Source organism: Westiellopsis prolifica IICB1 (assembly GCF_004323185.1).
Lineage (GTDB): Bacteria > Cyanobacteriota > Cyanobacteriia > Cyanobacteriales > Nostocaceae > Pelatocladus > Pelatocladus prolificus_A.
The window spans coordinates 2664828-2690373 of sequence record NZ_NAPS01000001.1 but is presented as its reverse complement, the minus strand read 5'-3'; the positions used below and the strand labels follow the sequence as shown (position 1 = coordinate 2690373).

Sequence of the window (25546 nt, the reverse complement as noted above, 5' to 3'; positions counted from 1 at the left end):
TTTAACTTCATGAGTTACTTCCGTCCTGCGATTGATGCGATGACTGGTTACGTTCCCGGAGAACAGCCAAAACCGGGAACTAAAATTATTAAGCTTAATACCAATGAAAATCCTTACCCGCCATCACCAGATGCACTTAATATCCTCAGAACCCTAGATGGCGAATGGTTGCGGCGTTATCCTGATCCCTTTGCGCGTGAATTTTGTGCAGCTGCAAGTGAAGCTTTGGGTGTACCCGCCAATTGGATTATTGTCGGTAACGGTAGTGATGATGTGTTGAATGTGCTGATGCGTGCTTGTGCAGAAGGACGCGATCGCAAAGTTGTTTACCCAATGCCGACTTACGTTTTATATCGTACCCTAGCAGCTATGCAACCTGCGGAAGTTGTGGAAATTCCCTATCCCCAAGATTTTACACTGCCGATTGATGATCTGGTTGCTGCTAATGGCGCGATTACGTTTATTGCTTCTCCCAACAGTCCTTCTGGTCATTCTGTACCGTTGGATGATTTGCGTACTTTAGCACAGAAGGTTTCAGGAGTAGTGGCGATCGATGAAGCCTATGTTGATTTTGCTGAATATTCTGCCTTGCCATTAGTGCAGGAATTTGAGAATGTGATTGTGTTACGTACTTTATCCAAAGGCTACTCTCTGGCAGGTTTACGGATGGGTTTTGGAATTGCCAATCCCAATTTACTGACAGGGTTGTTTAAAGTTAAAGATAGTTATAACATTGATGCGATCGCCACTCTGGTTGGTGCAGCAGCAATGCGTGATCAAGCTTATAAAAATGATTGTGCTGAGAAAGTCAAAACATCACGAGCAAAGCTGACTGTTGAGTTAAAAAACTTGGGTTTCACAGTTCTTGATTCTCAGGGAAACTTCGTCCTTGCGACACCTCCTGAAGACAATGCAGAACAACTTTACTTAGGATTGAAGGAACGAGGTATTTTAGTACGCTACTTCAAGCAACCAGGATTAGACAATAAACTGCGGATTTCAGTCGGTACAGATGAACAGAATCAAACATTAATTGAAGCTTTAGTTAGCTTACTCAAATAAATCAGCTCTTTAATACCATTTCACTAAAATCTTGATACAAATGCAGATGGTGTAGAGACGCGAAATTTCGCGTCTCTACATTATTTATATGTATCGCAATTAACGTGAAATGGTATAACCCACTTCAAGTGGGTTTTGGCTATGAGCCAGCTATTTATTTGAGGGCGAGATTGTGGCTCATCAAATCTATCGAACTCACGTAAAATTAGAGGTTCGTCGCACTTTTCACGACCAAATAAATTAAAAAACTATCAACTTAGCCCAATACGGTTCAGATAAGAGACGCGCCATGGCGCGTCTCTACAGGTCAAATTTTTGCACTAAAAATCCTTAACTGAACCGTATTGCAACTTAGCCTTTTTATGCTAGTATTTGTCTATTGTATATGCGTAATTAAGCATTACAAGGGCGTGTAGCTCAGTGGATAGAGCGTCAGATTCCGGTTCTGTAGGTCGGGGGTTCGAATCCCTCCACGCTCGTTTTTTGTTTTTTGGTGTATTGATAGCAAGACTGCGTATTCCGTTACATGAAACTTACCCAAAGCTACCCATAACTAGACTAATTATTTAGTTACAGTTTCTTTACCCGTTCCCCGTTCCCCTTTCCCCGATCCCTATTACCTGCTACCTTTTAAATGTAATATCGGCATAGTAAACAATCCCCACGCCAAACCCGTCACCAACCCAAACAAAGTTACAACATAATTATTAAAACTCCACCACCCTAACACCTCTGCGCCTAACTCCAACGGATAAGCCATCATCAACACACTTGTAAGTGCTGCACCACTCCAACCATATTGATGCAGCCAGTAAAAACCTCTACCACCAGTTACCCCACACAACAACCGAGTCAACAGCAAACCAGTAACTGTTCCGTAACAACGCATACATACAGCCATGAGAAACGGTGACGCCAAACTCACTCCCATTTCTGGTTGGGGACAGACATGACGACCCATAAAATAAATAATTTCCGCAATTCCAGGTAAAATAAACAACCCAGAAGCAGCCAAAAAAGGAGCAACAAGCGGCCCTACCACCATTCCTGCTAACAGAAAATCAGCAACAAAACTTACCCAATTAATCCTTAATTTTCTAGCAAAAACAACTCCTTGCATCTGTTTTCCCTTTGTGTCCTACTTTACCTTGAAGCGGCGAGTGCGTCTATTTGCTTCGTTACTATGATAAAACTTAACAAACCCAAAAAACTGATGAATTTTAGTAAGGATTCAGGTCAGATATCTTGTACTTTGATTTGTGATGCTGAAATACCCATGCTTCAAAAATACAGCATTTTGCGATCGCAGGAATACTTATGATGGGTCAAGTTTCCTCCAATGGACAATTACATGATGAATTAAAAAGTTGTCTCCACCCTTTCTTTGAAACTGATTTATTCCACCTTAAACAGTGATTACGTCTTCGTAAATTTCTGTCATTGTTAGAGTTAAACCTACAGATTTTAATTGTAGGTCATCACCTTTATCTAAAGTTTGTACTGACCAATTTCCTTGAGCATCTTTGCGATAAATTTCTACTTGTATTTGGTCTTGAGAAACTAGCACATATTCTTGTAAACTGTCTAAGGCTTGGTAGTTAATGCGTTTTTCGCGTTTGTCTATAGCTTCTGTACTTGGTGATAGCACTTCTATAATTAGACAGGGATAATTTACAAAAAAACGGTCTTGGTCTTGCGGGTTACAGGTAACTACGATATCAGGATAGTAAAATAAGTCAGCCGGTTTCGTTTTATTGGTACTTTGTATCCTGACTTTCATATCTGAAATGAAAACACTACAGGAACTACCACGTAAATGAGAACGTAAGCGTGCATGAATGTTACCAGCAATCAAATTGTGTTCTTTGCTACTGCCAGACATAGCGAAGACTTGACCAGCGATATATTCATGGCGAATTTCGCTAGATTCCTCGGCTTTGAGATATTCTTCAACAGTTAGGTAGGTTAATGGGACTGACATAACTAATTGATAATTAATAATTTACCAAAATAGGAGAAAGATAACAGGGAAAAGGTAATAAACCCTTAAGTTTTCTCCTTTCCCCTCTTTTCCTACCCCATCTTCGCAGTATAGGGACTTGTCAACTTATCTAACTGCTGGGTCAACAAACTCAGGAATAATCCCACATCTGTTACTACACCCAGTGATTCAATCGAACCCCTGTCGCTTAACTTGGTGACAACTGCTGGGTTGATATCTACACAAACCATTTTCACACCCGCAGGCGTCATATTACCTACACCAATAGAATGCAGCATTGATGACAACATCAAAATCATCTCCGCACCTTTGAGTAGTTCGGCGTATTTTTCTTGCGCCTTGATTAAATCCATCTGGGTATCAGGTAAGGGACCATCATCCCGAATTGAACCAGCTAAACAAAAAGGTACGTGATTTTTTACACATTCATACATGACACCGTTTTTAATTACCCCAGCTTCTACAGCTTTGGCAATGCTACCGTAACGCCGGATGGTGTTGATGATCTTCAGGTGGTGACGGTGTCCACCGCGTACTGCTACACCCCGCTTCATATCGACACCGAGGGAAGTACCCATGATTGATTGTTCGATGTCGTGAACTGCGATCGCATTTCCTCCCAACAGTGCTTGTACGTATCCTTCGCGAATCAGTCGTGATAAATGTTCACCACCACCAGTGTGAATTACTACTGGGCCAGCAGTGACAATAACTTTACCACCAGTGTCGCGTATTTTACGTAATTCCCAAGCCACCTGCTCAACGACTAGTTCTACGCGCCGCTCGCTGGAAACTCCTGCGGACATAAAGCTGAATTCTTCAGAATTGCGTTTTTCCCGCGATTCGGTTTTGCGAATGGTGCGGATACCTTGGACATCCACAACCACCTGTTCGCCTACTTCTAAATCACGTAATATTTTACACCGCGCTATCAGACCTTGGGGAGTTTGGGAAATGGCGATCGCTCCATCCATGCGTTGATTCTGCACCGTTACCCACTCACCATTAATCCGGATCTCGGTGGGATAAATCGTGCTGACATAAAAATCATCGGGAGCAACACCAGACATAATCACTGGTTCTAGCTTGACATCTCGCTCATCTTGCGGCAAGTCAACCGCACCCAAATCAATAAGTTGCGAGATGATTTCTTCCATCACCTCATGAGAGGGAGCCGATACTTTTACCTCTGCGGCTGAGGTACTTTGTCGTTGTTCTCCCAAATTAAAGTTGAGAACCTGGAAGCTACCACCGTTATCTACAATCAAATCCAAAGCGCGGTTTATCAAACCAGCATCAAGCAAGTGTCCTTCCATGCGGAGGATGCGGCTTTCTACCGACACATTAGCATGAAGTTCTTCTCTGATTGGTTCTGTTGCTCGCAGAGTCAAACATTTGGCTGCACCTCCGGCTTTGAGAAATTCTGTCAGTGGTGTTTCAATAATTTGGAAACCCACATTTACCAGACATTCCTTCAGGGAATCGCTAGCTTTGTTCATGATCACGATGCGATCCACATTCACCGCATTGCAGGCGAAGTTTACCGCATCAGCCTCAGCGATCGCTATCCGCTTTTCTGGCGCTACTCGCATTTCAATTACACGATTGGAGTAGGAATCAAAAGCCGCAGGATAGTAGAGCAAATAACCATCTGTTAATGGACAAAAACAAGTATCCAAATGATAGAAGCGATCGTCTATCAACCGCAGGGATAACACCTCAATATCAAGCCATTTTGCCAGATAGGGATGAGAATCTAACTCTGAACGGAAGCCGTATCCCGCCCATAACCAGCGTCCTTCCCGATCCAAGAGTGCGTCACCCGCTCCCTCAAACGGCAAATCTTTAGGTAATTCATAGACTTTGTAGCCGTTTTCCTCAAACCATTGCTTAAAATACGGTTCTTCTCCTTGACGTTCTTTATGTAAAAAACGACTTAAAACTACTGTCTCTCCTAAAACCAGACCAGCATTAGCCGTGAACACCATATCCGGCCAGCCCTGCTGGGGTGGCACTAAATTTACAATCGCGTGTTCTTTGAGGATGTGATAAAGTTGATGCCACTGCTGCACAGCGCGATCGCGCGATGACTTATGAATATTCCCCTCCATCCAGGGATTAATTACATAGTCCACATCGTAGTGGTCAGGCGGACACATCAAATAGCGAATCTGGGAAGTCATAAAAAATGTCACAAGCGTATAGATGCGGTAGTTTCTCTTGAATACTAATTGTTGCTGAACCGATTCTGCAAAAATTGATACTAATTTATACCTTTCGATAGTTGAACAATATCAAAAAGCTTTTTTCTATTTTATATACTCCTACAACCAATTCCCCACTAAAACATAGGGCGCCCACAAACGGGGAATTGGATCTTTTTTTAACAAATCCAATTGAGCGCGTTGGAGAGCTTCAGCTTTGGTAATTTTCGGATCTTCTAACTCTTTATAAAATTTAATCATGAGGTCAGCTGTAGACTTATCATCAACAGACCACAAAGTTGCTAGTGTGCTGCGTGCGCCTGCTCGGACTGCAATCCCAGCAAGTCCTAAGGTAGCTCGCTTGTCTCCCATAGCAGTTTGACAAGCACTCAGCACAAGTAATTCAATCGCACGAGATTTATTAGAGTTGCCTAAACGCAATAATTGGTCAAAATTCTTGACTTTTAAAAGCTTATTCCAAGTCAAAATAAAAGTTTTTTCGGCATTAGAACTAAACTCACCGTGAGTTGCAATGTGAACAACATTATATGAGGCTTCTTTGATTTGATAGCGTACATTATCTTCTGTAAAATTTTTATTGAGAAGTCGTTTATGTTTAGGTATTACTGACTGAATTTTCTCCAATTCGTCTTTGACATTTATGAGAGGAGCAAAAGATCGATCACCACATTCACGTTTTTGACTTACTCCAGCAGTCAAAGCATAAATTTTTCTTCTTTGTAAAGGCTTGGGGTCAACTAATTGCAAGCCTGGAGCCAGAGCAACAGCATATTTTTCGATTAAGAATTTTTTCTCTTTGCTATCATAAAGAACAGCCATGGGAATATTTCGCAAAGAACCATCTAAGACGAATACCAATGTTTTGATATTCATTTCTAGCAATTTATTTTCTCGTGGTTTAATCAACCAGCTATATACTAATCCTGACAATTCTTTTATTTTATTAATGGCGTTGGGTTCTGTGAGTAATCGCTGTAGCTCTTCTAGATTTTTTTCAATTTCATCCGTCTGTTGAGTAATTGTGTAGTGTTCAAGGTCATTTGTTGGTAGCTTGAGAATAATTTCGAGACGGTCTTTTAAAATAATTGGATAAATGACTGCGGTTTGAGAATCTGTTTTATCAACCACTTCATCAATATTTTCGGTTTTAGCTTCCAAACACGCTTGGCGAAAAAAGTTTTCTAGTTCTGTGAACTGTAAAGCTTCAATGACAGTACGAGCTTGTTTTAAATTTTCTTTACTAACTTCTTGACTCTGACCTTGGGGTTGCAAAAGTAAATCTACAAATTGGCGATAAACAGGTTCGACATTCTCTCGAAAAGAAAACTGTACATCTGGGTTGAGGGCAACTAAATCATTGCGAAGAGATCTGAGGGTATCATATGCTTGGTTGTAGGATGCGATCGCCCTTGGAATCTTACCTGTGATTTTAAATATGTATCCTAGTTGCCATTGCCATAAATAAGCAATATCCCCCATTCGCATACTCAGAGCTATTTTTAATCCCTCCTCAGTCAGCTTTTGAGCATTGTCAAAATCTTTTGTTTCTAGATACACTCCCCCCAACACACCCAAAGCGTAAGCTTCTGAACGTTGATCACCAATACTTCTAGCTTGTTGAATTGCAGTTGCTAAATCTTGAGCAATTTCTTTCCATCCAGGTATATCGACGTTGGTAGCTTGTTTTAAATGTACTAAACTCACAGCGAAGTTAATTCGAGCAAAAATTGCTGTTTGGTTAATCGGAATTTGGTTTAATCGAGGTTTGATATCAATATATAATTGTCGTGCTTGTGACCAATTGTGCGTTTCTAGCAATACACTTAATTGATTAAGTTTTGCTTGCAGTTGCACAACTGGTGAGTTAGATTTAGTAGCCGCCTGCTCATAAAATTGGATAGCTTGTTGATAACATTTAGAAGCCTCATGAGAAATTTGACGATTGGGAGTAGAGGTGACGTAGCGTAAAGGTGTGGGTCGTTCTCCATTAATTGCATTTAGTTGATTGTTCGTACTATCACCGAAACCACGTTGAATGTTACCTAAACTGAGCAATGTTTCTGCTAATTGTTCAGGGGATTGCAATTTTTGAGCTAAATTATGACTTTTGTGCAAATATGTTTCCGAATCATGTAACTCACCGACTAATTGCAGAACATTGCCAAGGCTGCGGAGGAGAGTTATTTTCATTTCAGAATCTGGTTGTTTCTCCACAGATTTAACCAGTTCCTGTAAATTTTTTTGTGCTTGAAGGTAAAGCCCCAAAGTTTGTTCAGCTTGAGCAAGATTAATTAAACTCCGAACTTTACCAACTTCATCACCCAAGTGCGTGTAAATTTTAGCTGCTTGTTGCCAACTATCCAAAGCTTCTTGGGTTTTACCTAATTCCAAGAGCAGATTTCCCTGAATTTCTAAGGTTTGGGCTAACAGTTGTGGATTCCGATTATTTTTAAGGATTTCTAAACTTTTTAATATATAACTATGCGAATTTTGTATTTGTCCGAGTTGCTTCACGACTAAAGCAAGATTGCTCAACCCCATAGCTTGCCCTAGCTGATCTCCACTAGTTTGGAAAGCTTCTATCGCCTGTTGTAAAATCTTGACTGCTAGAGTGTAATTTCCAGCCTCATAAAGTTTTTGAGCTTGTGCAACTAAAGATTGAGCATTTGACTGATGAGAATTACTCTTTGCTTGAGCCAAAGGAAGAGCAAATTGGATACCGGGGTTGAAATTAAACTCAAAAATCACCAAAAGTGCAGTCATCAAAGCAAAAAAGCATCTTTTCAACCACCTGCGAATGTAAAGATCATGTCTATTCATATCAAGTTCGGATAATTAGTTATACTTCCCACAGTCATTGCACCCCACCCCCAACCCCTAAGCGCTGGCGGGGCTACGGTGTACACACAAGTCTTATAAAGTTGCCTAGTGGCGTTTTGATCCCCCCTAACCCAATACGGTTCGGTTAAGAATTTTTCGTCATGATTTGGGCATGTAGAGACGTGCCATGGCACGTCTCTACAGGGTTTAGATACCAATCGATTTGTCTTATCCGAACCGTATTGCCCCCTAACCCCCCTTGAAAAGGGGGGAACTAGAATCAAAGTCCCCCTTTTTTCTAGCGTAGCGGCGCGCCAGCGCGGGGATTTAGGGGGATCAGAGGATTTGTGTGTACACGGTAGGCTGGCGGGGAGGGGCGGTTTTGGCGTCTCTACATGTTAGTTGGACAAGATGGGGGATTTGGCAAAGGACTCACAGGCGTGGTATTTGCTGCTACCAACACCACTTCCCCAGATTTATCGACTATCCAACCTGTAGCCTCGACTATGTGATTTGGCGTAGAAGACTTGGTTATTGACTCGCCTCCTGTTGCAATTTGCCGATTATCAAGATGCACCCAAGGCACTTGTACAGTATTTTGAGTGCGGAATAATTCGTTTGGTAAAAATGGCAAACCACCACGTTCAGTGACGACAAACCTATTTTCTGTGTCTATGGGACAAGATTGGGCAATTTGTTTTGTGGCGTCAATGGGAATCTTTGGTAGTTCCACTAAGCCAGAACTGGGATCAACACTTTCGATATTGATTTGGACATTGCCATTTAACTGAGAATTTGCCCCAGTGGCAGTGATATCACTTAAAGATGTGAGTTGTGGACGAAACTGCGTACCAAAAACAGCTTGAGTATTAATAGTGATATTACCGCCTTTAAAGTCTTGAGAATTGGTAGTAATATCACTATTTTCTTGGGGGATTGCAACTAGACTATCTGTATCAATATTGATATTGCCACCAGTAACATTGCTTCCTGTGGCGTTGGTGCTGATGGCACTGCCACGACGTAAGATTAAAGTTCCAGAATCTAGGTTAATATTTCCTTGTCCGCCCGTAGTTGTAGCAGTGAGTTTGCCTTGGTTGTCCAGCAGTAGGTCTTCAACTGTAATATTAAGGTTGCCTCCCCTACCTGAGCCGAGACTGTTGGCATTAATTTCTGCTCCATTCTGGACAGTCAACTTCCCTGTGTTAATTCTCAAATCGCCCGCACTACCAGGCCCTTCACTTCTAGCTAGTAGGATACTAGGAACAACTTGTCCATTTGCACCAATGGCAGAACCAGTCACTGTTACAGATTTCGAGGCATTAATATCTAATCTTCCTGCCTGTCCTCGACTACCGTCAAGAGCAGCAACTGAGATGCTAGCGCCGTCTTTGACGACTAAGCGCTGAGTGTTGATGATTAAGTCCCCTCCTTTGCCTGTGGGTGGTGTGAGAAATGGTCGCGAATTTCTAGTCTCAGCAAGCAAGCCACTAGGGAAATTAATAGTATCTGTCACTATTTGCCCATTCGCATCAAATCTGGTACGAGGTATCACTATTAAACCACTGGCTTCTACTGATTCAGAGGCATCTACTATCAAAGTTCCCCCATTGCCAGCACCAAGGGTAGAAGTTGATATTTGTCCACCATCACGGAGAATTAAATTTTTGGTGGAAATCTTTACTGTTCCCGCATTTCCAGCATTTTTTTCGGTGCTAAGAGTCCGAACACTTAAACTAGAGAAACTTCCACTACCTCCTATTACCTGCACAAATTCAGAAGCATCTACAGTTAAATTCCCTCCTGAGCCAGAGGTAAAAGTAGACGTTTCTATTAATCCACCATCACGGACAATCAATCGCTTTGTTGCAATTGTAATGTCACTTGCGGCTCCAGTTGCCCTAGTGAAAGTACCTAATTGGCTGGGAGAATCCTGGTTGAAACCACTTACTTCTACAGATTCAGAAGCTGTGATTGTTAGAGGTTGACCTGGTTTATTTCCTATAGTAGTTCCTCCAATCTGTGATGCATCAGTAATTGCAATATTTCTACCATGCAACTGTATCGCTCCATTACCTTCACCAGTTGTAAAAATATTAGACGCTTGGGATATTTGTATATCTTGGAAATTTTGCACGCCATTGTATCCCAAAGCCCAACCCTCAATAACGGGAGTTAGACTAACAAAACTGTTCGGGGCGACACTTCCTATATCAATTCGTCCGGCGGGTGCTGTTAGTGTGCCGCCTTTGACTGATACATCACCACCCAGCATCCCTAAAGTTTGACCAGGAAGAACTTGTAAATTCGACCCTTCTATTTGGATTGGTTGAGCAGTTTGCCCATATTGCAAACCGATGGGGAGGCTGACAGTTAGTAATGGTGTTGATTGGGGATTAGTGGCACTGAATTGAGTGCCATCGGCAAAGTTGATACTATGGGCTGTACTGGCAACAAAAGAGCCATTGATGTTTAGTGAGGCATTGGGGCCAAAGATAATACCACTAGGATTAATTAAAAAGAGGTTGGCAGAACCGTTGGTTTTAATCAATCCGTCGATGTTTGAGATTGAGCCTCCCGTCACGCGGTTAATGATGTTTCTAACATCTAAGTCATTGGCGAAAGCAGCTGAACCACCTGTTGGTACAGAAAATTCTTTAAAGCTATGAAAAAGGTTGCTGCCAATCTTGTTGCCGTTAGTAATATTAAAATCTCGGTTATTAGTGGTTGTAACCTGGGTTGATAAAGTCCCATCTGAGGAAACTTGTGCCTGAATCAAATCGGTTTTAACCAGAAAGCATAGGGAAACTAAACTAGCTATGCAAAAATAGTGATTCGGCTTTTTCATCAACAGTTTATGAATTAGGAATGATTCGATTTAGAATAAACAAATTATTTGTTAATTGTCAGTAAGCAGAAACATTGTGGAAATGCTACTTATATGCTATTGCAGATGTGGAGACGTAGCAATGCTACGTCTCTACATCTGGTGGAATGACAAACAATCTTTTCAAAAAATATCTAACTGGTAGTAGCGTGTCAAGGCTAAAATAGTGCATTAATAAACCGCAGAGGCGCAGAGAACGCAGAGAAGGAAGAAGAGATTTATTGCAGCATTTTAGTCTAGACACGCTAGTAGGGTGCGTTATGGTGGAACACCTAACGCACCGGCAATTTTCACAAATCAGATAGGATTACTATATCAAGCCTATTTTATATTCTCACTGCGATCGCAATGGTAGAGGCGCACAGTTGTGGTGTTATACGATTAATCCAATATGTATAAGGATTTTTGTGGAACAGCTTACCCTGCAAATCATTTGTGAGAAACAAGATCCCCGACTTCTTTTGAGAAGTCGGGGATCTAAGCTCTGCAATTATCACAAATCATATAGATTCAGATAAAGTGGTGCGTGATACCAAAGCCGTAACGCACCTTATCTTAAATATTTATTAATTTATCGCTCATTCATGCAAGTTTTAACATGGAAAGCAAATGTTTCCCGACATATATCCAGCAGCACCACCTGGACATGGGACGTTGCATTGAGGTCCTAAATTGATAGACTTGAGTATCTGCGCTTTTGCCTCTTGTGCAACTTCATCGTTAACAGTTGTCCGGGTTAGGGAGGAAACCGCCTTACTTGCATTTACAGGTCGGACTTTAACTATTTCTACGTCACTTTGTTCTGATGTCAGTAGCGGGGTTTGAGCTTGAACTTGAGTTTTGCCAGCCCAAGAAATGGCAAACATCATTAGGAATGATAAAGCGAAAGCTATGACCAGATATATGTTGCGTTTCATAATTTATCTCTTGATTTCATATACTTTTTAAACTTATCACTAATCCATGTGAGTTTTAACATGCTATACAAATATTTCATAGCAGATATCCAGCAGTACGTGGACACGGGATGTTATATCAAGTTCGCCTGATTACTTATGATTCCCTCTGAACCCCACCCCGGTTTTGTCTAACGCCAAAACCTCCCCTAAGCGCACGCGCTTAGGGGATTAAGGGGTGGGGTGCAATAACTGTGGGAAGTATAACTAATTATCCGAACTTGATATTATATAGCATTTCTAAATCATCAGATAGGATTACTATATCAAGCCTATTTTATATTCCCACTGCGATCGCAATGGTAGAGGCGCACAGTTGTGGTGTTATACGATTAATCCAATATGTATAAGGATTTTTGTGGAACAGCTTACCCTGCAAATCATTTGTCAGACACAATATCCCCGACTTCTTTTGAGAAGTCGGGGATCTAAGCTCTGCAATTATCACAAATCATATAGATTCAGATAAAGTGGTGCGTGATACCAAAGACGTAACGCACCCTAATATTTATTAATTTATCGCTAATTCATGCTAGTTTTAACATGGTACGCAAAAGCCTTGTGAAATATATCCAGCAGCACCACCCTCACACGGGACGTTGCATTGAGGCTTTAATTTAATTGGCTTTAAGTTCCCTTTATCCACAATATCGCTAGCTTTTGGCTGTGCTACTGAGGGTTGACTCGTTTCTGTTGGCGTGACTGGAACTACTTCTGATGTAGTTACTTCTGATGGGGTTGTTGGTGTAGCAACTTGCAGTTCATCAGCCATTGCAACAGAACTAAACATCATCATGAATGAGAGAACGATACCGATTACCAATGAGATTGTACGTTTCATAATTTATCTTTGATTTATGTAAAAACATTTGGGGTTGCCCCTTAAATAACACCAATATCAATTCGTAGATTTCCTGAAAAGTTGTGAAAAATATTCTATGTGCTACGGTGTACACACAAGTCTTGAAATCCCACCTAAAACTTGGTTTCGTTACCCTAGCCTTAAAATTAGCCTGATAAATGGAGTTTTCAGTTGACCGAAACTTGGGTATTTATGGGGCTAAAAGAGTTGAAACCCTTGCGGCGTATACTTGTGTGTACACCGTAGGCGTGCAATCGCGTAGCGCCTACTTTGCACCATCGCTTTGACGTTTGTGACGAATGTCGTTTCATTCATAAAGAACATCGCGACGTTAGCCCCAAATGTCGTGATGTTCTTTATGAACGTCACGACGTTAGCCACAAACATCGCGACGTTAGCCACAAACATCGCGACGTTAGCCACAAACGTCACGACGTTAGCCACAAACGTCACGACGTTAGCCACAAACGTCGCGACGTTAGCCACAAATGTCGCGATGTTAGCCACAAACGTCGCGATGTTCTTTAGACCTGGCTTGAAAATAGAGGCTGAAACCGTAAAAAAATCGTTCCACCATCAATACGGTTCGGTTAAGAATTTTTCGTCATAATTTTGGATATGTAGAGACGCGATATATCGCGTCTCTACAGGATTTAAATGCCAATCGATTTGTCTTATCCGAACCGTATTGGTTCCACCATCATTTTCATTGTTTTTTGTGAGCGCAGCTCATGGAGTCTCTTGCAAAAGTCGAATGAACCCCCCTCAATCCCCCCGTGAACAGCAGGGTGGGGTTCCCCGCTAAACCTGAGATTGAGCAATGACGACGCGATCGCGTCCGGTTTTTTTGGCAATATATAAAGCTGTATCGGCTGCTTCTATGACTGCTGCACCTGTTATACCATGTTCTGGATACATGGCTACTCCCAATGACAAACTCATGCTATCAAGTTTCTGATGTTGATGGTGGAGAGCTAAAAGTTTGACTGTTTGGCGAATGCGCTCGGCTCTTTGTTGACAAACTTCCAAAGAACTTTCTGGTAAAATCAACATTATTTCTTCGCCCCCATACCGACAAGCAATATCAGCTTTGCGAATTTGTTTTTTCAAAAATCCACCGAGTTCGCGCAACACAACATCACCTGCTTCGTGACCAAATTTATCGTTGAAGCTTTTAAAATGATCAACATCGATCATAATAATGCCCACATGTTTGTGACTGCGTTCGGCGCGGCTGATTTCTCGTTCTAAAGATTCTTCTAAATAGCGGCGATTAAATAAACCTGTGAGAGGATCACGAATACTCTGCTGTCGCAATGCTTCTGTGAGCCGTAGGTTGGCTAAAGCTAAGGCGATGCGTTCCGAAACCGCAGAAGCTAGTTGTTGTTTAGCTGCTGTGAGTTGTCCTTTTTCTGGGGAATGGAAATGCAACATTCCCAAAGCTTCACCTTGAGCCATCATTGGTACACAAAGAGCTTCCCCTGCAAATGATTCTTCAATGTGGCTACAGTGTAAACTCTGTTGCTCAGATGTGGAAAAATGCGCGCGTCCTCGTCGTAAAGCCCAACACTGCTTGGCTGAAAATACTGTTTTACTTGCAACAGTTAAGTCACCCCAAGTTGTCACAGCTTCGACAAAGTGTTTTGAGGAATTAATCATAAACACTCCACCTGATGTTTGAGGAAACAAGGGTTGGATTAACTGAGCAATGACTTTATATGCTTCTTCAACCGTCAGACAAGCTTGCAAAATATCGCTCATTTGAGTGAGTAGAGCAATTTCATGGTTGCGTTGTTCGAGTTGCTTGCGCTCGGTGATATCTTGAATCTGAGTAATAAAATATAGTGGTTGACCGTGGATATCACACACTAGCGACACACTTAACAAAATCCATACCACATGTCCTAGCTTGTGTATATACCGCTTCTCTATGTGATAACAGCGAATCTCACCAGTTAAAAGTTGACGTACGTAGTCAAAGTCAGTATCTAAATCTTCTGCATGGGTGATATCTTGGCAGGTTTTAGCTAGTAATTCTGCTTCTGAGTAACCGACAATTTCACACAAAGCATGATTTACTTGTAGCCAACTACCGTTTAAACCCACTAAAGCCATACCAATAGCAGCATAATCAAAAGCATTGTGAAAACGCTCTTTACTTTCCCGTAACGCTTCTTCAGCAAAATGGCGTTCTTTGATTTCTAGTTCTAGCTGCTGATTGGCTGGCTTTAGTTCTGTCAAGTTGAAAATAGTCAGAAATTGAGGAAGCGATCGCATCAGTAAAATCATAGTACACACTGAACTAGAAGCCGCGATCGCTTTGAGTAAATCTAGCAACCAATACTCTGGATGCAAAAACATCCAAACGTTCAGGAAAATTATTGTACCGCATATCACATTTAAACATGCAAAACCTATGTATATACACTTAAAAACTAAATCTTGTCGTTTGTGAGGAGAATAAACAACCATGATGGGAAATAAGTAATATGCGAAGGCGATCGCAGAATCAGATATAACTGGAAGCCATGTCAGTTGTGCTTGACATAGGTAGTAATGTCCGTATTGCTGATACACTGCACCCGCCTTTGTTTTACGAAAAATGAGAAAACTAGTTGAAACCTTGGAAGTCAAGACATCATTCTTGTGGTATTTGCGTAAATTTTATACAAGTAAAAATCTACATGTAAAATTTTTAACCTTTTCTTTAGGGAAAATCCAAGAGTTAGTCCAAAAAAATTTAATGTTTATTTAATGTTTACAATTTTTGTAGTGGGTGCTGCTGGATCACAGCGAAATTGACAATGGCACCTCAAAATTCAAAATAGCGTCACTTCTGTAAAAACCCAGGCATCTTTACTCACGGTTGATTCAAGTTAACTTTTTGTTGCACATATATACAAAACTATGCATCAGGGACAACAAAATGTAATAGAAGGCATCTATGAAGTATGCATTGGCGTTCCAGAACCAATTGCAGCGATTCAGTATTGGGAGCAATTTGGTTATCGTATTGGTGAACAGGGCGAGTTATCAGCAAGTGTTGCGAAACAATTGTATGGTGTGGACTCGTTTTTACGCTCAATTCGCCTTTACCACCAACATGCAGACCATGGTTTGATTCGTCTGATGATTTGGCAAAACCCTATAAATAACGGGTTAAAGATGGGATCAATGAAAGTGAAGGGTAATCGTTGGGCAACAACTTTAACTGCCGATATTATCAACATCTTAAATCATATAGAAGAAGCAAAAGCCGCTGGTTGGCCGCTTTGGTTTACCCGTCCACATTGGGAAGTAATTTATAACAAAGAAAACAAAAAGCGTCCTTTTATTGACAGGATGGTTGGGGTGCGTGAAATGCTATTGCTACAACCATTGACACGACAAGTTTTTTTTCAAAGGTTTGGTTATACACTCCCGGATTACGGAAATATTGATCTTAATTCTCCTCTCAAGACGAGTCAGTTTACCCACATCGGGATGGTAGTTCAAGATGACACTAAGGAAACATTGAAGTTTTATGATCAAGTTTTGGGTTTGTTACGGGTGCGTGATGATATAGAGACTAGCTACGAATCATCTCTAGCTGGAAGAGAAATTTTTGATCTCCAACCAGGTGAAAAGTTTTTTGTTACCGCTTTTGATGATCCACGTTCTTCCACAACTGATTTTATGGCAGCACGTAGCGGTAGACTTTATATTGTTCGCTTCCCCAGTTCCATAAATCTAGATTCTCGCTATGAAGCAGCACAACCAGGTAGTCTGGGAATGTGTTTGTATACTTATCGAGTGCGAGGACTCAATCAATTTTGCGATCGCATCAAGGCAAGTTCTGTACAAAAATTTACAACTGTTGCTGAAAATGAATTTAAAGAACCAAGTTTTTCCTTTGTCGCACCGGATGGGTATTTTTGGAATTTGATTGGGAATTAGACCAGTTATCAGTTATCAGTTATCAAATTCTATTACTCACTGTTAACTGTTAACTGTTCACTGTTTACTGTATTATGGATGGCGTTAGTGTTGTTATTTTTCAAACAATACTGTTGTTAATTTTTATAATAAATAGGTGTATTTTGACATTTGTTTGGCTAGAAGTCTTTTTGAATGATCTGAGTATTGAGACAAAATTTTTTGAATTTGATTTGCCTGAACCATCACCAGATGAAAACATCAAAATATCGAAAACAGCCTGAGTCAGAAACCCCACAGCGAAAGCTGGGGGCTTGAAAAAGTCCCACATCTGACCAGTCTAAGTTCTTAACTGAACTACGTTTAAGGTAAGAGTTAAAGACCTACCAGGGGATGCGTAGCTAGTTCCCTGCTCTAGAACTAAATTGTTAAACATCTGTACAAGGGTTAAAGAAGTGTAATTTGGATAGTTACCGACCTTAAACATTGACGTTCGCCCTTGGCGTTGCCGAAGGCTAGCTAACATCACCCGAAAGGAGGCACAGTAGTGTGCAAAGTATTTGTTTTAGATACCGAAAAAAGACATCTTGACCCAATTCACTCAGCACAAGCAAGACAACTATTAAGGAACAAAAAAGCAGCCATATATCGCCGCTTTCCATTCACGATTATTCTTAAAGAATCACGCCCAGATTCACCCGTGACACCACTGCGATTAAAGCTTGACCCTGGAGCGAGAACAACCGGAATTGCATTAGTTAACGATACTACAGGCGAAGTGGTCTTTGCTGCTGAACTAAAGCACAGAGGTTTTGCGATTAGAGATGCTTTAACTTCTAGAAGGCAATTAAGACGCGGTAGAAGAAATCGCAAAACTAGATATCGTAAACCGAGATTCTTAAACAGAACTAGACCGTTAGGATGGTTAGCACCAAGCCTACAAAGTCGAATTGAAAATATCAAAACTTGGGTTGAAAAGCTACGTAAACTTGCACCAATCACAGCTATTAGTCAAGAATTAGTCAAGTTTGATATGCAGTTAATGCGTAATCCAGACATTGAGGGTAAGGAATATCAGCAAGGTACACTAGCTGGTTATGAAACGAGAGAATATTTACTTGAGAAGTGGGGTAGACAATGTGCTTATTGTGGTGTCAAAGATGTTCCACTGCAAATAGAACATATTCATCCACGTTCTAAAGGAGGTTCTAATTCAATCACAAATCTTACATTGAGTTGCTCTAAATGCAATATCAAAAAAGGTACTAAGGATATCCGAGATTTTCTGAAAAAAGACCCTAACAAATTACAGAAAATCTTGTTACAAGTCAAAAGACCATTAACTGATGCGGCTGCTGTTAATGCTACTAGACATGCATTGCTAGAAGGTTTAAAAGCAACTGGTTTAACTGTCGAGTGTGGGTCAGGAGGATTAACTAAATTCAATCGCAGTAATCAAAGTCTACCTAAAACTCATTGGATTGACGCGGCTTGTGTTGGAAAATCAACACCAATTCTCAATATTAAAGGTGTCAAGCCTTTGTTGATAACAGCCAATGGTCATGGTACTAGACAGATGGCTGGTACAGATAAATTTGGTTTTCCAAATCGTCACCGTTCAAACAAACAAATTCATTTCAGCTTTAGTACAGGGGATATTGTTAAAGCTGTTGTTACTAGTGGCAAAAAAATTGGCGAATATGTAGGACGTATCTTATGTCGTGCTACAGGTAGTTTTGATATCGCTACTAAATTAGGAAGAATATCAGGAATTAACTACAAATATTGTTTAGCAATCCATAAAAAGGACGGATATAGTTATGCTTTTTAGAACTTTTTTGAAGGCGACTTCAGTCGCCCGCGCCTTACCCCCATGTCTAAAGCCAGGGGCTTCCTCGGCGCGGATATTTTGGTGAGTGGAGATATTATGGCTAAAAATATTTATGCGCTGCTAGTCGGTATTGATGAATATGATCCTGCTTCTGTTGTGTCTATACCATCTTTGCAGGGTTGCGTTAATGACATCAACGCAGTAGAAATCTATTTGCGCGAACGTGTAGCTCGCGATCGCGAATGGAATTTGGTAGAACCAATAGATAGACCTTGGATACTCATCAATCAAAATGCTACTCGTCAGGCGATAATTGATGGCTTTCGGCAACATTTGTGTAATGCTGACAGTGAAGATGTTGTCTTATTTTATTATGCGGGTCATGGCGGACAACAAAAGTCACCACAGGAATTTTGGAGTTTAGAGCCAGACCGTTTGGATGAAACTTTGGTTTGTTATGATAGCCGGACAGTAACTAGTCGAGATTTAGCTGATAAAGAAATAGCTTACCTGATTTCTGAAGTTGCTCAAAAAAATCCTCACGTTGTGGTAATTCTTGACTGCTGTCACTCTGGTTCGGGAACTAGAGATATTGAAGCTAAGGTGCGTCAGGCTCCTATAGATTATCGCGATCGCCCGTTGAGTAGCTACATTTTTACAGCAGATTCTTCAGTATTTGCAGAATCCTTAAGTGCTGTTCGCAGCTTGGATAAAAAAATTACAGGAGTTGTGTTACCAAAAGGTAGACACGTTATGTTATCCGCGTGTCGAGAATACGAACAAGCGAAAGAGTATAAAGCTGAAGATGGGAAATCTCGTGGTGCTTTTTCTTACTTTTTACTGCAAACCCTGGAAAGAACGAATGGTAAGATCACGTATCGGGATTTAGCCAGAAATCTCAATGCTTTAATTAGTGGCAAACTTAAGGAACAGTCACCACAGATTGATACCACTGATTCACAGGAATTAGACAAACCATTTTTGGGTGGTGCAATTCGAGAGCGTTCTCATTACTTTACTTTGACTTATAGCGAAAATCAAAAAAGTTGGGTAATTGATGCGGGTGCTGTTCACGGTATTCCCAAAGTTGACAATGGTGGAGATACTCTGCTTGCTATTTTCCCACTTGGAACAGCGGATCAACAGTGGCGTGATTTAGGAAATGCTTTGGCTCAAGCGCGGGTGACACAGGTGTTACCACAACGAAGTAAAGTAGAAATTATTCAGGGAAGCAATAATCTGTTTGAAAATACCAGTTATTTGGCTATAGTTACCAGCTTATCATTGCCCCCGTTGAAAGTATATCTTGATGGTCAAGGCGCAGGTATAGAATTAGCGCGTCAAGCATTAGCGAACACTAATTCTTTGTATGTGCAGGAAGCTGCAAAATCTGAAGATGCAGATTATCACTTATTAGCAAAATCCAATCAATATTGGATTATACTTCCTACTAGTAAACGTCCTGTAGTTGCCCCGATTCCAGAACAATCAACTCAGGCTGGTTACATGCCTTATTTTGCTAGCAAAGCTATTCAACGTTTAGAACATATTGCGCGTTGGCAAAATATTTTACAACTTAAAACTCCCGCTAATAGTAGCATTCAACCTGATGATATCACAATGGAAATCATTGTTTTATCTGGAAGCCAAGAATCTGGTTCCGGTTCAGAAATGCGGTTAGAGTATACCAATGAAAATGGCGAATGGATACCGCCAAGTATTCAAATTGTTCTCACAAATAACAGTGAAAAAACTCTTTATTGTAATGTTCTGAATCTCACCGAAAATTATAGCGTCGAAGTACCATTTTTCCCAGAAAAAAGTAGTATTCGTTTAGCAGCGAAAGGTAGTGAAGCTAGCGTTACTATTGCCAGTTTTGATGATTTGGGTTTGGTGATACCCGATGAGTTTTTAGCTCAGGGAATTACTGAGTACAAAGATATATTTAAATTGATTGTTAGTACTTCTGAATTTGATGCCAGTTTATTAGAACAAGATGGGTTAAATCCACCTTCACCTAAACGTTCAATGGGTGGAAAGAGTATTTTAGAAAGTGTAATCCCGGAAGTTGGCGATCGCAATGCTGTCAGAGTGAAAACCAGAGTTAACAATGATGATTGGCTAACCCAAGAAGTTGCAGTTACCATCGTTCGTCCCCAAAATCCTGAAAATTTGCCGAGCGATCGCCCCATGCAATTGCAAAATGGTTTAGTAGAGGTGTTACCTCATGCAAATTTGCAAGCAGAAATTAATCTCACAACCGTACCCCAAACCATCAGAGACTTAGGAAATGTCACCTTACCTCCCCTTCTGCAAGAACTAGAGAATACCGAACCCTTTCAATTTACCACCAGCCGAGCCAGCGATCCTGGTTTGAGTGGTTTGGAATTAAGTAACGTAGTTGATCACACCGTAGTTACAAAATCAGCACCTTTAAAATTACTAGTTAATCGAGAAATTGCAGAACACGAATATCTTTTACCAATAAGTTACGATGGGGAATTTTTCTTACCTTTAGGAACAGGTAGAAAAACTCTAGATGGAAAAACAGAAATTACAATTGAAAGACTACCCCCACCTACAAAAAGTCATCGTTGTTTGCAAGGTTCCATCCGCATCTTTTTTCAAAAAATTATCTGTCGGAAGCTGGGAATAAAATTTGATTATCCGATTTTAGCAGCAGCAACAGTTGATGAAAACGAACAAGTAATCTACGACAAAAACATCGAATCAGTTAGAGAAAAAGTTACTCAAGCACAACGAATAATTCTCTACATTCATGGAATTATCGGTGATACAGAAGCTCAACTTCCTAGCATTAAAAAAGTTACAGTCACCGCCGATGGACAACAAAATCTGATCCAAGATTATTATGACTTAGTATTGGCATTTGATTACGAAAATCTCAATACTACGATAGAAGAAAATGCCCGACTTTTAAAACAAAAATTGCAAGCAGTCGGTTTGGAAGCCAATCATGGCAAACAATTACATATTGTTGCTCACTCTATGGGTGGCTTAGTGTCTCGTTGGTTCATTGAACGAGAAAGTGGTAATGAGATTGTACAACAGTTGGTGATGCTGGGTACACCTAACGCTGGTTCTCCTTGGCCTGCGGTACAAGATTTAATTTTTACAGCTTTGGTATTTGGTTTAAATCAACTTGCAGCAGTTGTTTGGCCCGCAAAAGTATTAGCTGATTTATTAGAATATCTCGAAAATAACAATTATTCCCTTGAGCAAATGCATCCAGATTCCGATTTGCTCAAACAACTAGCAGAAAATCCTGACCCTGGTGTTCCTTATACAATTGTGGCAGGCGATCGCTCATTAATTCGCGCCGCCACAGAAATGCAACCAGACAAACAATCAAGTCCTCTGCAAAGATTAATGTCCAAACTTTTTGGTCAAAGTGTAGATCAAGTAATAAACTTAGTATTCTTTGAACAACCAAATGACATCGCAGTGACTCTAGCTAGTATCAAATGTATAAGTTTCAGCCGTTCACCCCAGCCTCAGATATTAACACCAAATCCAACCTGTGATCACCTCACCTATTTTACTCATCCAGCTGGCATAGAAGCACTGGCAAAAGCACTTTCTCAATCACCGATTCCGAAAACTTCCCCTCAACCACAGACACAATTTCCCCCAATGCGCCATAGCAGGATTAATTATGAAGACATCACCATGATTATCCCACCAGGCACACCACACGACCCTATACCCGATCATCCTCCCAATCCCTCCCCACCACCCCAAAATCAACCAACAGAAAACCCTTCAACGGGAAATGGCCCAGTAATTTGGGTAATTGCTTTATTATTAGTGGTACTTGCGGGCTTAATTCTGTGGAATCGTACTCAAGAGAAAAAACCACAAAATCAGCAAGACGCGATTCATCGCGTCTGTACAATACAAGACGCGATTCATCGCGTCTGTACAATAGTCATTGGGTATGGGAGAATCCCGGATGTTTAATCTTTGTGTCTTAGTGTCTTGGTGGTGAAAAAAATAATTTTTGAAACACCAAGACACAAAGACACCAAGAAACTTTCATTTTAAAGATTTACCACATCCTCTTGTTTCTCATCATATTCCGGCAAATCATTCGGTGCGCCGCAGGCGGAAATATTACCTGTGAAGTTCACATCCGCCATGAGTTCTGGATGTTGTTGCTTACGCTGGGCGATTTGTTCGCGGGTGAGAATCTTCGACTCATCAAAACCGAGTTCGATTTCGGTTTGTAGTCCTTTGTACTTGACTCGTTTGAGGTTATAGAAGCGCTTGTTGAGGGTGGTTTGCACAAATGCTTTCAAGCAACCTAAAAGGTATTTGCGTTTAAATGGATCTTTGACAAACCAATATTCAAAGGTTTTGCGGAGGTAAAAACGGGCGTAGTTTCGCAGTACTCCTTTGAGAACATCTTCCCGTTCCATGGCATCCGGTTTCATGATCGGCGTGACAAAGTTATATTGAGAATAATCGCGGACTTCGACGCGATCGCCTAAATCTTGAAATAATTCGGAAAATGGCCAAGGGGTAAACATGTTCCAGTTTACCATGTCTGCTTTCCAATCCAAAGCCATTTGATAGGTTTGTTCGATGGTTTCTGGGGTTTCGTTTTCTAAACCCATGATAAATTGAGCTTCGGTAATGATACCATTTTGATTTAGGAGTTTGATGGCGCGTTTGTTTTGTTCGATGGTTGTTTCTTTGCGGAACAAGTTTAACTTTAACTGCGCTGCTGCTTCTGTTCCCAAGGAAACATGCACTAGTCCGGCTTTGCGGTAAAGTGGTAGTTCTTGCTCATCTCGTAAAATATCTGTCACCCGTGTATTGATTCCCCAGTGAACGCCTAAATTACGTTCGATTAATTCGTTACACAAAGCGATAAATTTTGGTTTATTAATAGTTGGTTCTTCATCTGCCAGAATGAAAAAGCCGACTTTGTGTTTTTTTACCAAGATTTCAATTTCATCGACGAATTTCTTGGGAGTACCAGAACGATATTTGCGCCAAAATTTCCACTGGGAACAAAAACGACAGGTGAAGGGACATCCTCTGGCGTAGTTGGGAACTGCAACTCGGACGTTGAGGGGAGTGTAGATATATTTACTCCAGTCTAATAAACTCCAATCTGGGGTGAGAGTATCTAAATCAGCAATCGGGGGATGGGCTGGTGTGGCGACGACTTGTCCATTTTCGAGGAAAGCAATACCTAATATATTACGGCGATCGCTCTCATCTGTACCATTGGCGATCGCTCTGAGCAAATTAACTGTGATTTCTTCCCCTTCTCCCCGGATGATATAATCTACCCAAGGCGCTTCGTTGAGAACTTCATTATACATATAGGTCGGGTGAATCCCGCCCATAATTGTTTTAGCTTGGGGACAAACTTGTTTAACTATCTTGAGAGTAGTTTGAGATTGGTAAATCATCGGCGTAATCGCCGTCGCTAGCACCACATCCGGCTGATGCTTGGCAATAATTTCAGCCAAAGCATCATCCGCAATATAATCGGTCATAGCATCAACAAAACAGATGTCAGTAAAGCCAGCTGTTTTCAACGCTCCACCTACATAAGGAACCCAACTGGGTGGCCAATTTCCCGCAATTTCCGCACCACCAGAATGATAGTTGGGTTGAATCATCATGATCCGCATAATCTGGCTCCTTAATTTTGACAGATGACTGTTTGCTAGGATTTACGCCATCTCCCCAAAATTGGTTTGCGACATCGGTCTTGACGATTTAGTTTTGCAACATTATTTTTATATAACTTTATAAAGAAGATTTTTGTTAAAAAAGCAAAGATTTTAAATCTTAACCACGATTTCAGCGTGATTCGATTTTGGATTACCCTGCGGGTTAACCTTGTAACATTTTGACTTTTAAGACAGTCGCTACTAGCTAGCTTTGGCTCCAGTCTACAATTTCTAAGCCTTCAATCTTCTCAAAATCTCTGTGATTATTAGTTACAAGAATCAAATCGTTAGTTATAGCAATTCCAGCAATGAGAATATCAATATCGTCTACAGGTGTCCCCTTTTTTCGTAACTTGGCATAAATATCACCAGAAATAGTTGTAGAGTCAGTAGTTAGAGGTAAAACTGTATTATACGAGACAAATTCTAAAAAAGATGTTAATTGTTTATGTGCATCACGATGCTTTAATCCGCTAACTATTTCGTAATAGGTGATGATGCTGATGTTTATTTTGCCATATTCTCGAATATATGCATCAAAGTTTTTGATAACCAGAGGTTGATTGCGGAAAAATAAAGATAAAATGTTGGTATCAACCAAAGCTGGTTTCATCGCTTCTTCTCCTCAAAAAAGCTTGCTGGCGACGTGTGATAATTTCTTCATTTAAGTCATTAAACATTTCATCTGACATATCATCCCAGCAACCAGCTAACTGCATAATTTGTTCTGGTGTAACTTTAGATGCCTCTATTCCAACTCGAAAATAATGAATAAAATTATATAATTCTTCTAGTTTTTCTTCGGGAATAAGATTTATTTCTGTCAATACTTTTGCTCGTATATTTGATCGTTTCATATAGAAATTGTTTGATTATTAATAATATTGGCAATTTAATTATATTTGATAGTTGCTCAAGTAGTGGGTATAAGCATTACTCAATCAGTGATGGTGCGTTAGGCTAAAGCCATAACACACTCTTGTATCTTAGAGCGATCGCACTTCGTTAGACATTCGCTCATCATGTTATCAATGAACGTCTTCACATTAATAAGCAACATTGAAGCGGATTGAACAAACGCTTTAATGTTCTCTATGGATCAAGGAAGGTTAATAAGCAACGTTGAAACGTTTTGAACAAACGCTTTAATGTTCTCTATGGATCAAGGAAGGTTAATAAACAACGTTGAAACGTTTTGAACAAACGCTTTAATGTTCTCTATGGATCAAGGAATGTTAATAAGCAACGTTGAAACGTTTTGAACAAACGCTTTAA

16 protein-coding genes and 1 tRNA gene are annotated in these 25546 nt (G+C 40.6%); 6 read left to right on the top strand and 11 right to left on the bottom strand.

Features of this window, described 5'->3' with window-relative positions; all coding sequences use genetic code 11:
* The first annotated feature begins 9 nt into the window (after positions 1-9).
* Positions 10-1062, top strand: a complete 1053-nt coding sequence (gene hisC / locus B4U84_RS11145; RefSeq protein ID WP_044448629.1) for a histidinol-phosphate transaminase — start codon at positions 10-12, stop codon at positions 1060-1062.
* A gap of 406 nt (positions 1063-1468) precedes the next feature.
* A tRNA-Arg gene (locus tag B4U84_RS11140) sits at positions 1469-1541 on the top strand.
* A 137-nt stretch (positions 1542-1678) separates the two neighbouring features.
* On the opposite strand, the gene B4U84_RS11135 is transcribed toward B4U84_RS11140, so the two are convergent.
* From B4U84_RS11135 to B4U84_RS11105, 7 genes are all read right to left on the bottom strand, one after another.
* Positions 1679-2182, bottom strand: a complete 504-nt coding sequence (locus tag B4U84_RS11135) for a DUF2085 domain-containing protein (protein ID WP_044448627.1) — start codon at positions 2180-2182, stop codon at positions 1679-1681.
* 285 nt (positions 2183-2467) lie between these two features.
* A complete protein-coding gene (locus B4U84_RS11130) occupies positions 2468-3043 on the bottom strand; it encodes a Uma2 family endonuclease (protein WP_044448625.1) in 576 nt (191 codons plus the stop codon).
* A 92-nt stretch (positions 3044-3135) separates the two neighbouring features.
* Complete coding sequence (argZ, locus tag B4U84_RS11125) at positions 3136-5247, bottom strand: bifunctional arginine dihydrolase/ornithine cyclodeaminase (RefSeq protein WP_131117823.1); 2112 nt, start codon at positions 5245-5247, stop codon at positions 3136-3138.
* 141 nt (positions 5248-5388) lie between these two features.
* Positions 5389-8052, bottom strand: coding sequence for a CHAT domain-containing protein (locus B4U84_RS11120; RefSeq protein ID WP_131118882.1), 2664 nt, complete (start codon positions 8050-8052; stop codon positions 5389-5391).
* A 448-nt stretch (positions 8053-8500) separates the two neighbouring features.
* The gene (locus B4U84_RS11115; protein ID WP_131117820.1) at positions 8501-10957 is read right to left on the bottom strand and encodes a two-partner secretion domain-containing protein; all 2457 of its coding nucleotides are present in this window, start codon (positions 10955-10957) and stop codon (positions 8501-8503) included.
* A 632-nt stretch (positions 10958-11589) separates the two neighbouring features.
* Complete coding sequence (locus B4U84_RS11110; protein ID WP_131117818.1) at positions 11590-11913, bottom strand: hypothetical protein; 324 nt, start codon at positions 11911-11913, stop codon at positions 11590-11592.
* A 577-nt stretch (positions 11914-12490) separates the two neighbouring features.
* Positions 12491-12793 (bottom strand): hypothetical protein, encoded by a 303-nt coding sequence (locus tag B4U84_RS11105; protein ID WP_131117814.1) that lies wholly within the window; start codon positions 12791-12793, stop codon positions 12491-12493.
* Between the two features lie 379 nt (positions 12794-13172).
* Here B4U84_RS11105 and B4U84_RS30515 point away from each other — a divergent pair, with 379 nt between their 5' ends.
* Positions 13173-13424 (top strand): hypothetical protein, encoded by a 252-nt coding sequence (locus B4U84_RS30515; RefSeq protein ID WP_207390921.1) that lies wholly within the window; start codon positions 13173-13175, stop codon positions 13422-13424.
* 191 nt (positions 13425-13615) lie between these two features.
* Here B4U84_RS30515 and B4U84_RS11095 read toward each other — a convergent pair whose 3' ends face one another.
* Positions 13616-15391, bottom strand: coding sequence for a diguanylate cyclase (locus B4U84_RS11095; protein ID WP_044448797.1), 1776 nt, complete (start codon positions 15389-15391; stop codon positions 13616-13618).
* 330 nt (positions 15392-15721) lie between these two features.
* Between B4U84_RS11095 and B4U84_RS11090 the strand changes: the two genes are divergently transcribed.
* From B4U84_RS11090 to B4U84_RS11080, 3 genes are all read left to right on the top strand, one after another.
* Positions 15722-16750 carry a VOC family protein gene (locus tag B4U84_RS11090; protein WP_131117808.1) on the top strand — a complete coding sequence of 343 codons (1029 nt, stop codon included), beginning with the start codon at positions 15722-15724 and terminating at the stop codon, positions 16748-16750.
* A gap of 526 nt (positions 16751-17276) precedes the next feature.
* Positions 17277-18560, top strand: coding sequence for an RNA-guided endonuclease IscB (iscB, locus tag B4U84_RS11085; RefSeq protein WP_131117805.1), 1284 nt, complete (start codon positions 17277-17279; stop codon positions 18558-18560).
* Positions 18561-18656: 96 nt separating this feature from the next.
* The gene (locus tag B4U84_RS11080; RefSeq protein WP_131118880.1) at positions 18657-22541 is read left to right on the top strand and encodes a DUF7379 domain-containing protein; all 3885 of its coding nucleotides are present in this window, start codon (positions 18657-18659) and stop codon (positions 22539-22541) included.
* A gap of 80 nt (positions 22542-22621) precedes the next feature.
* On the opposite strand, the gene bchE is transcribed toward B4U84_RS11080, so the two are convergent.
* The 3 genes from bchE to B4U84_RS11065 all read right to left on the bottom strand — a co-directional run bounded on the left by bchE (position 22622) and on the right by B4U84_RS11065 (position 25128).
* Complete coding sequence (gene bchE, locus B4U84_RS11075) at positions 22622-24229, bottom strand: magnesium-protoporphyrin IX monomethyl ester anaerobic oxidative cyclase (RefSeq protein ID WP_131117802.1); 1608 nt, start codon at positions 24227-24229, stop codon at positions 22622-22624.
* Positions 24230-24476: 247 nt separating this feature from the next.
* Positions 24477-24884: a type II toxin-antitoxin system VapC family toxin gene (locus B4U84_RS11070; protein ID WP_044448606.1), complete on the bottom strand. Its 408-nt coding sequence runs from the start codon at positions 24882-24884 to the stop codon at positions 24477-24479.
* Positions 24865-25128 (bottom strand): hypothetical protein, encoded by a 264-nt coding sequence (locus B4U84_RS11065; RefSeq protein ID WP_044448605.1) that lies wholly within the window; start codon positions 25126-25128, stop codon positions 24865-24867. Before B4U84_RS11065 ends, B4U84_RS11070 begins: the two co-directional genes overlap by 20 nt.
* Positions 25129-25546 lie beyond the last annotated feature (418 nt).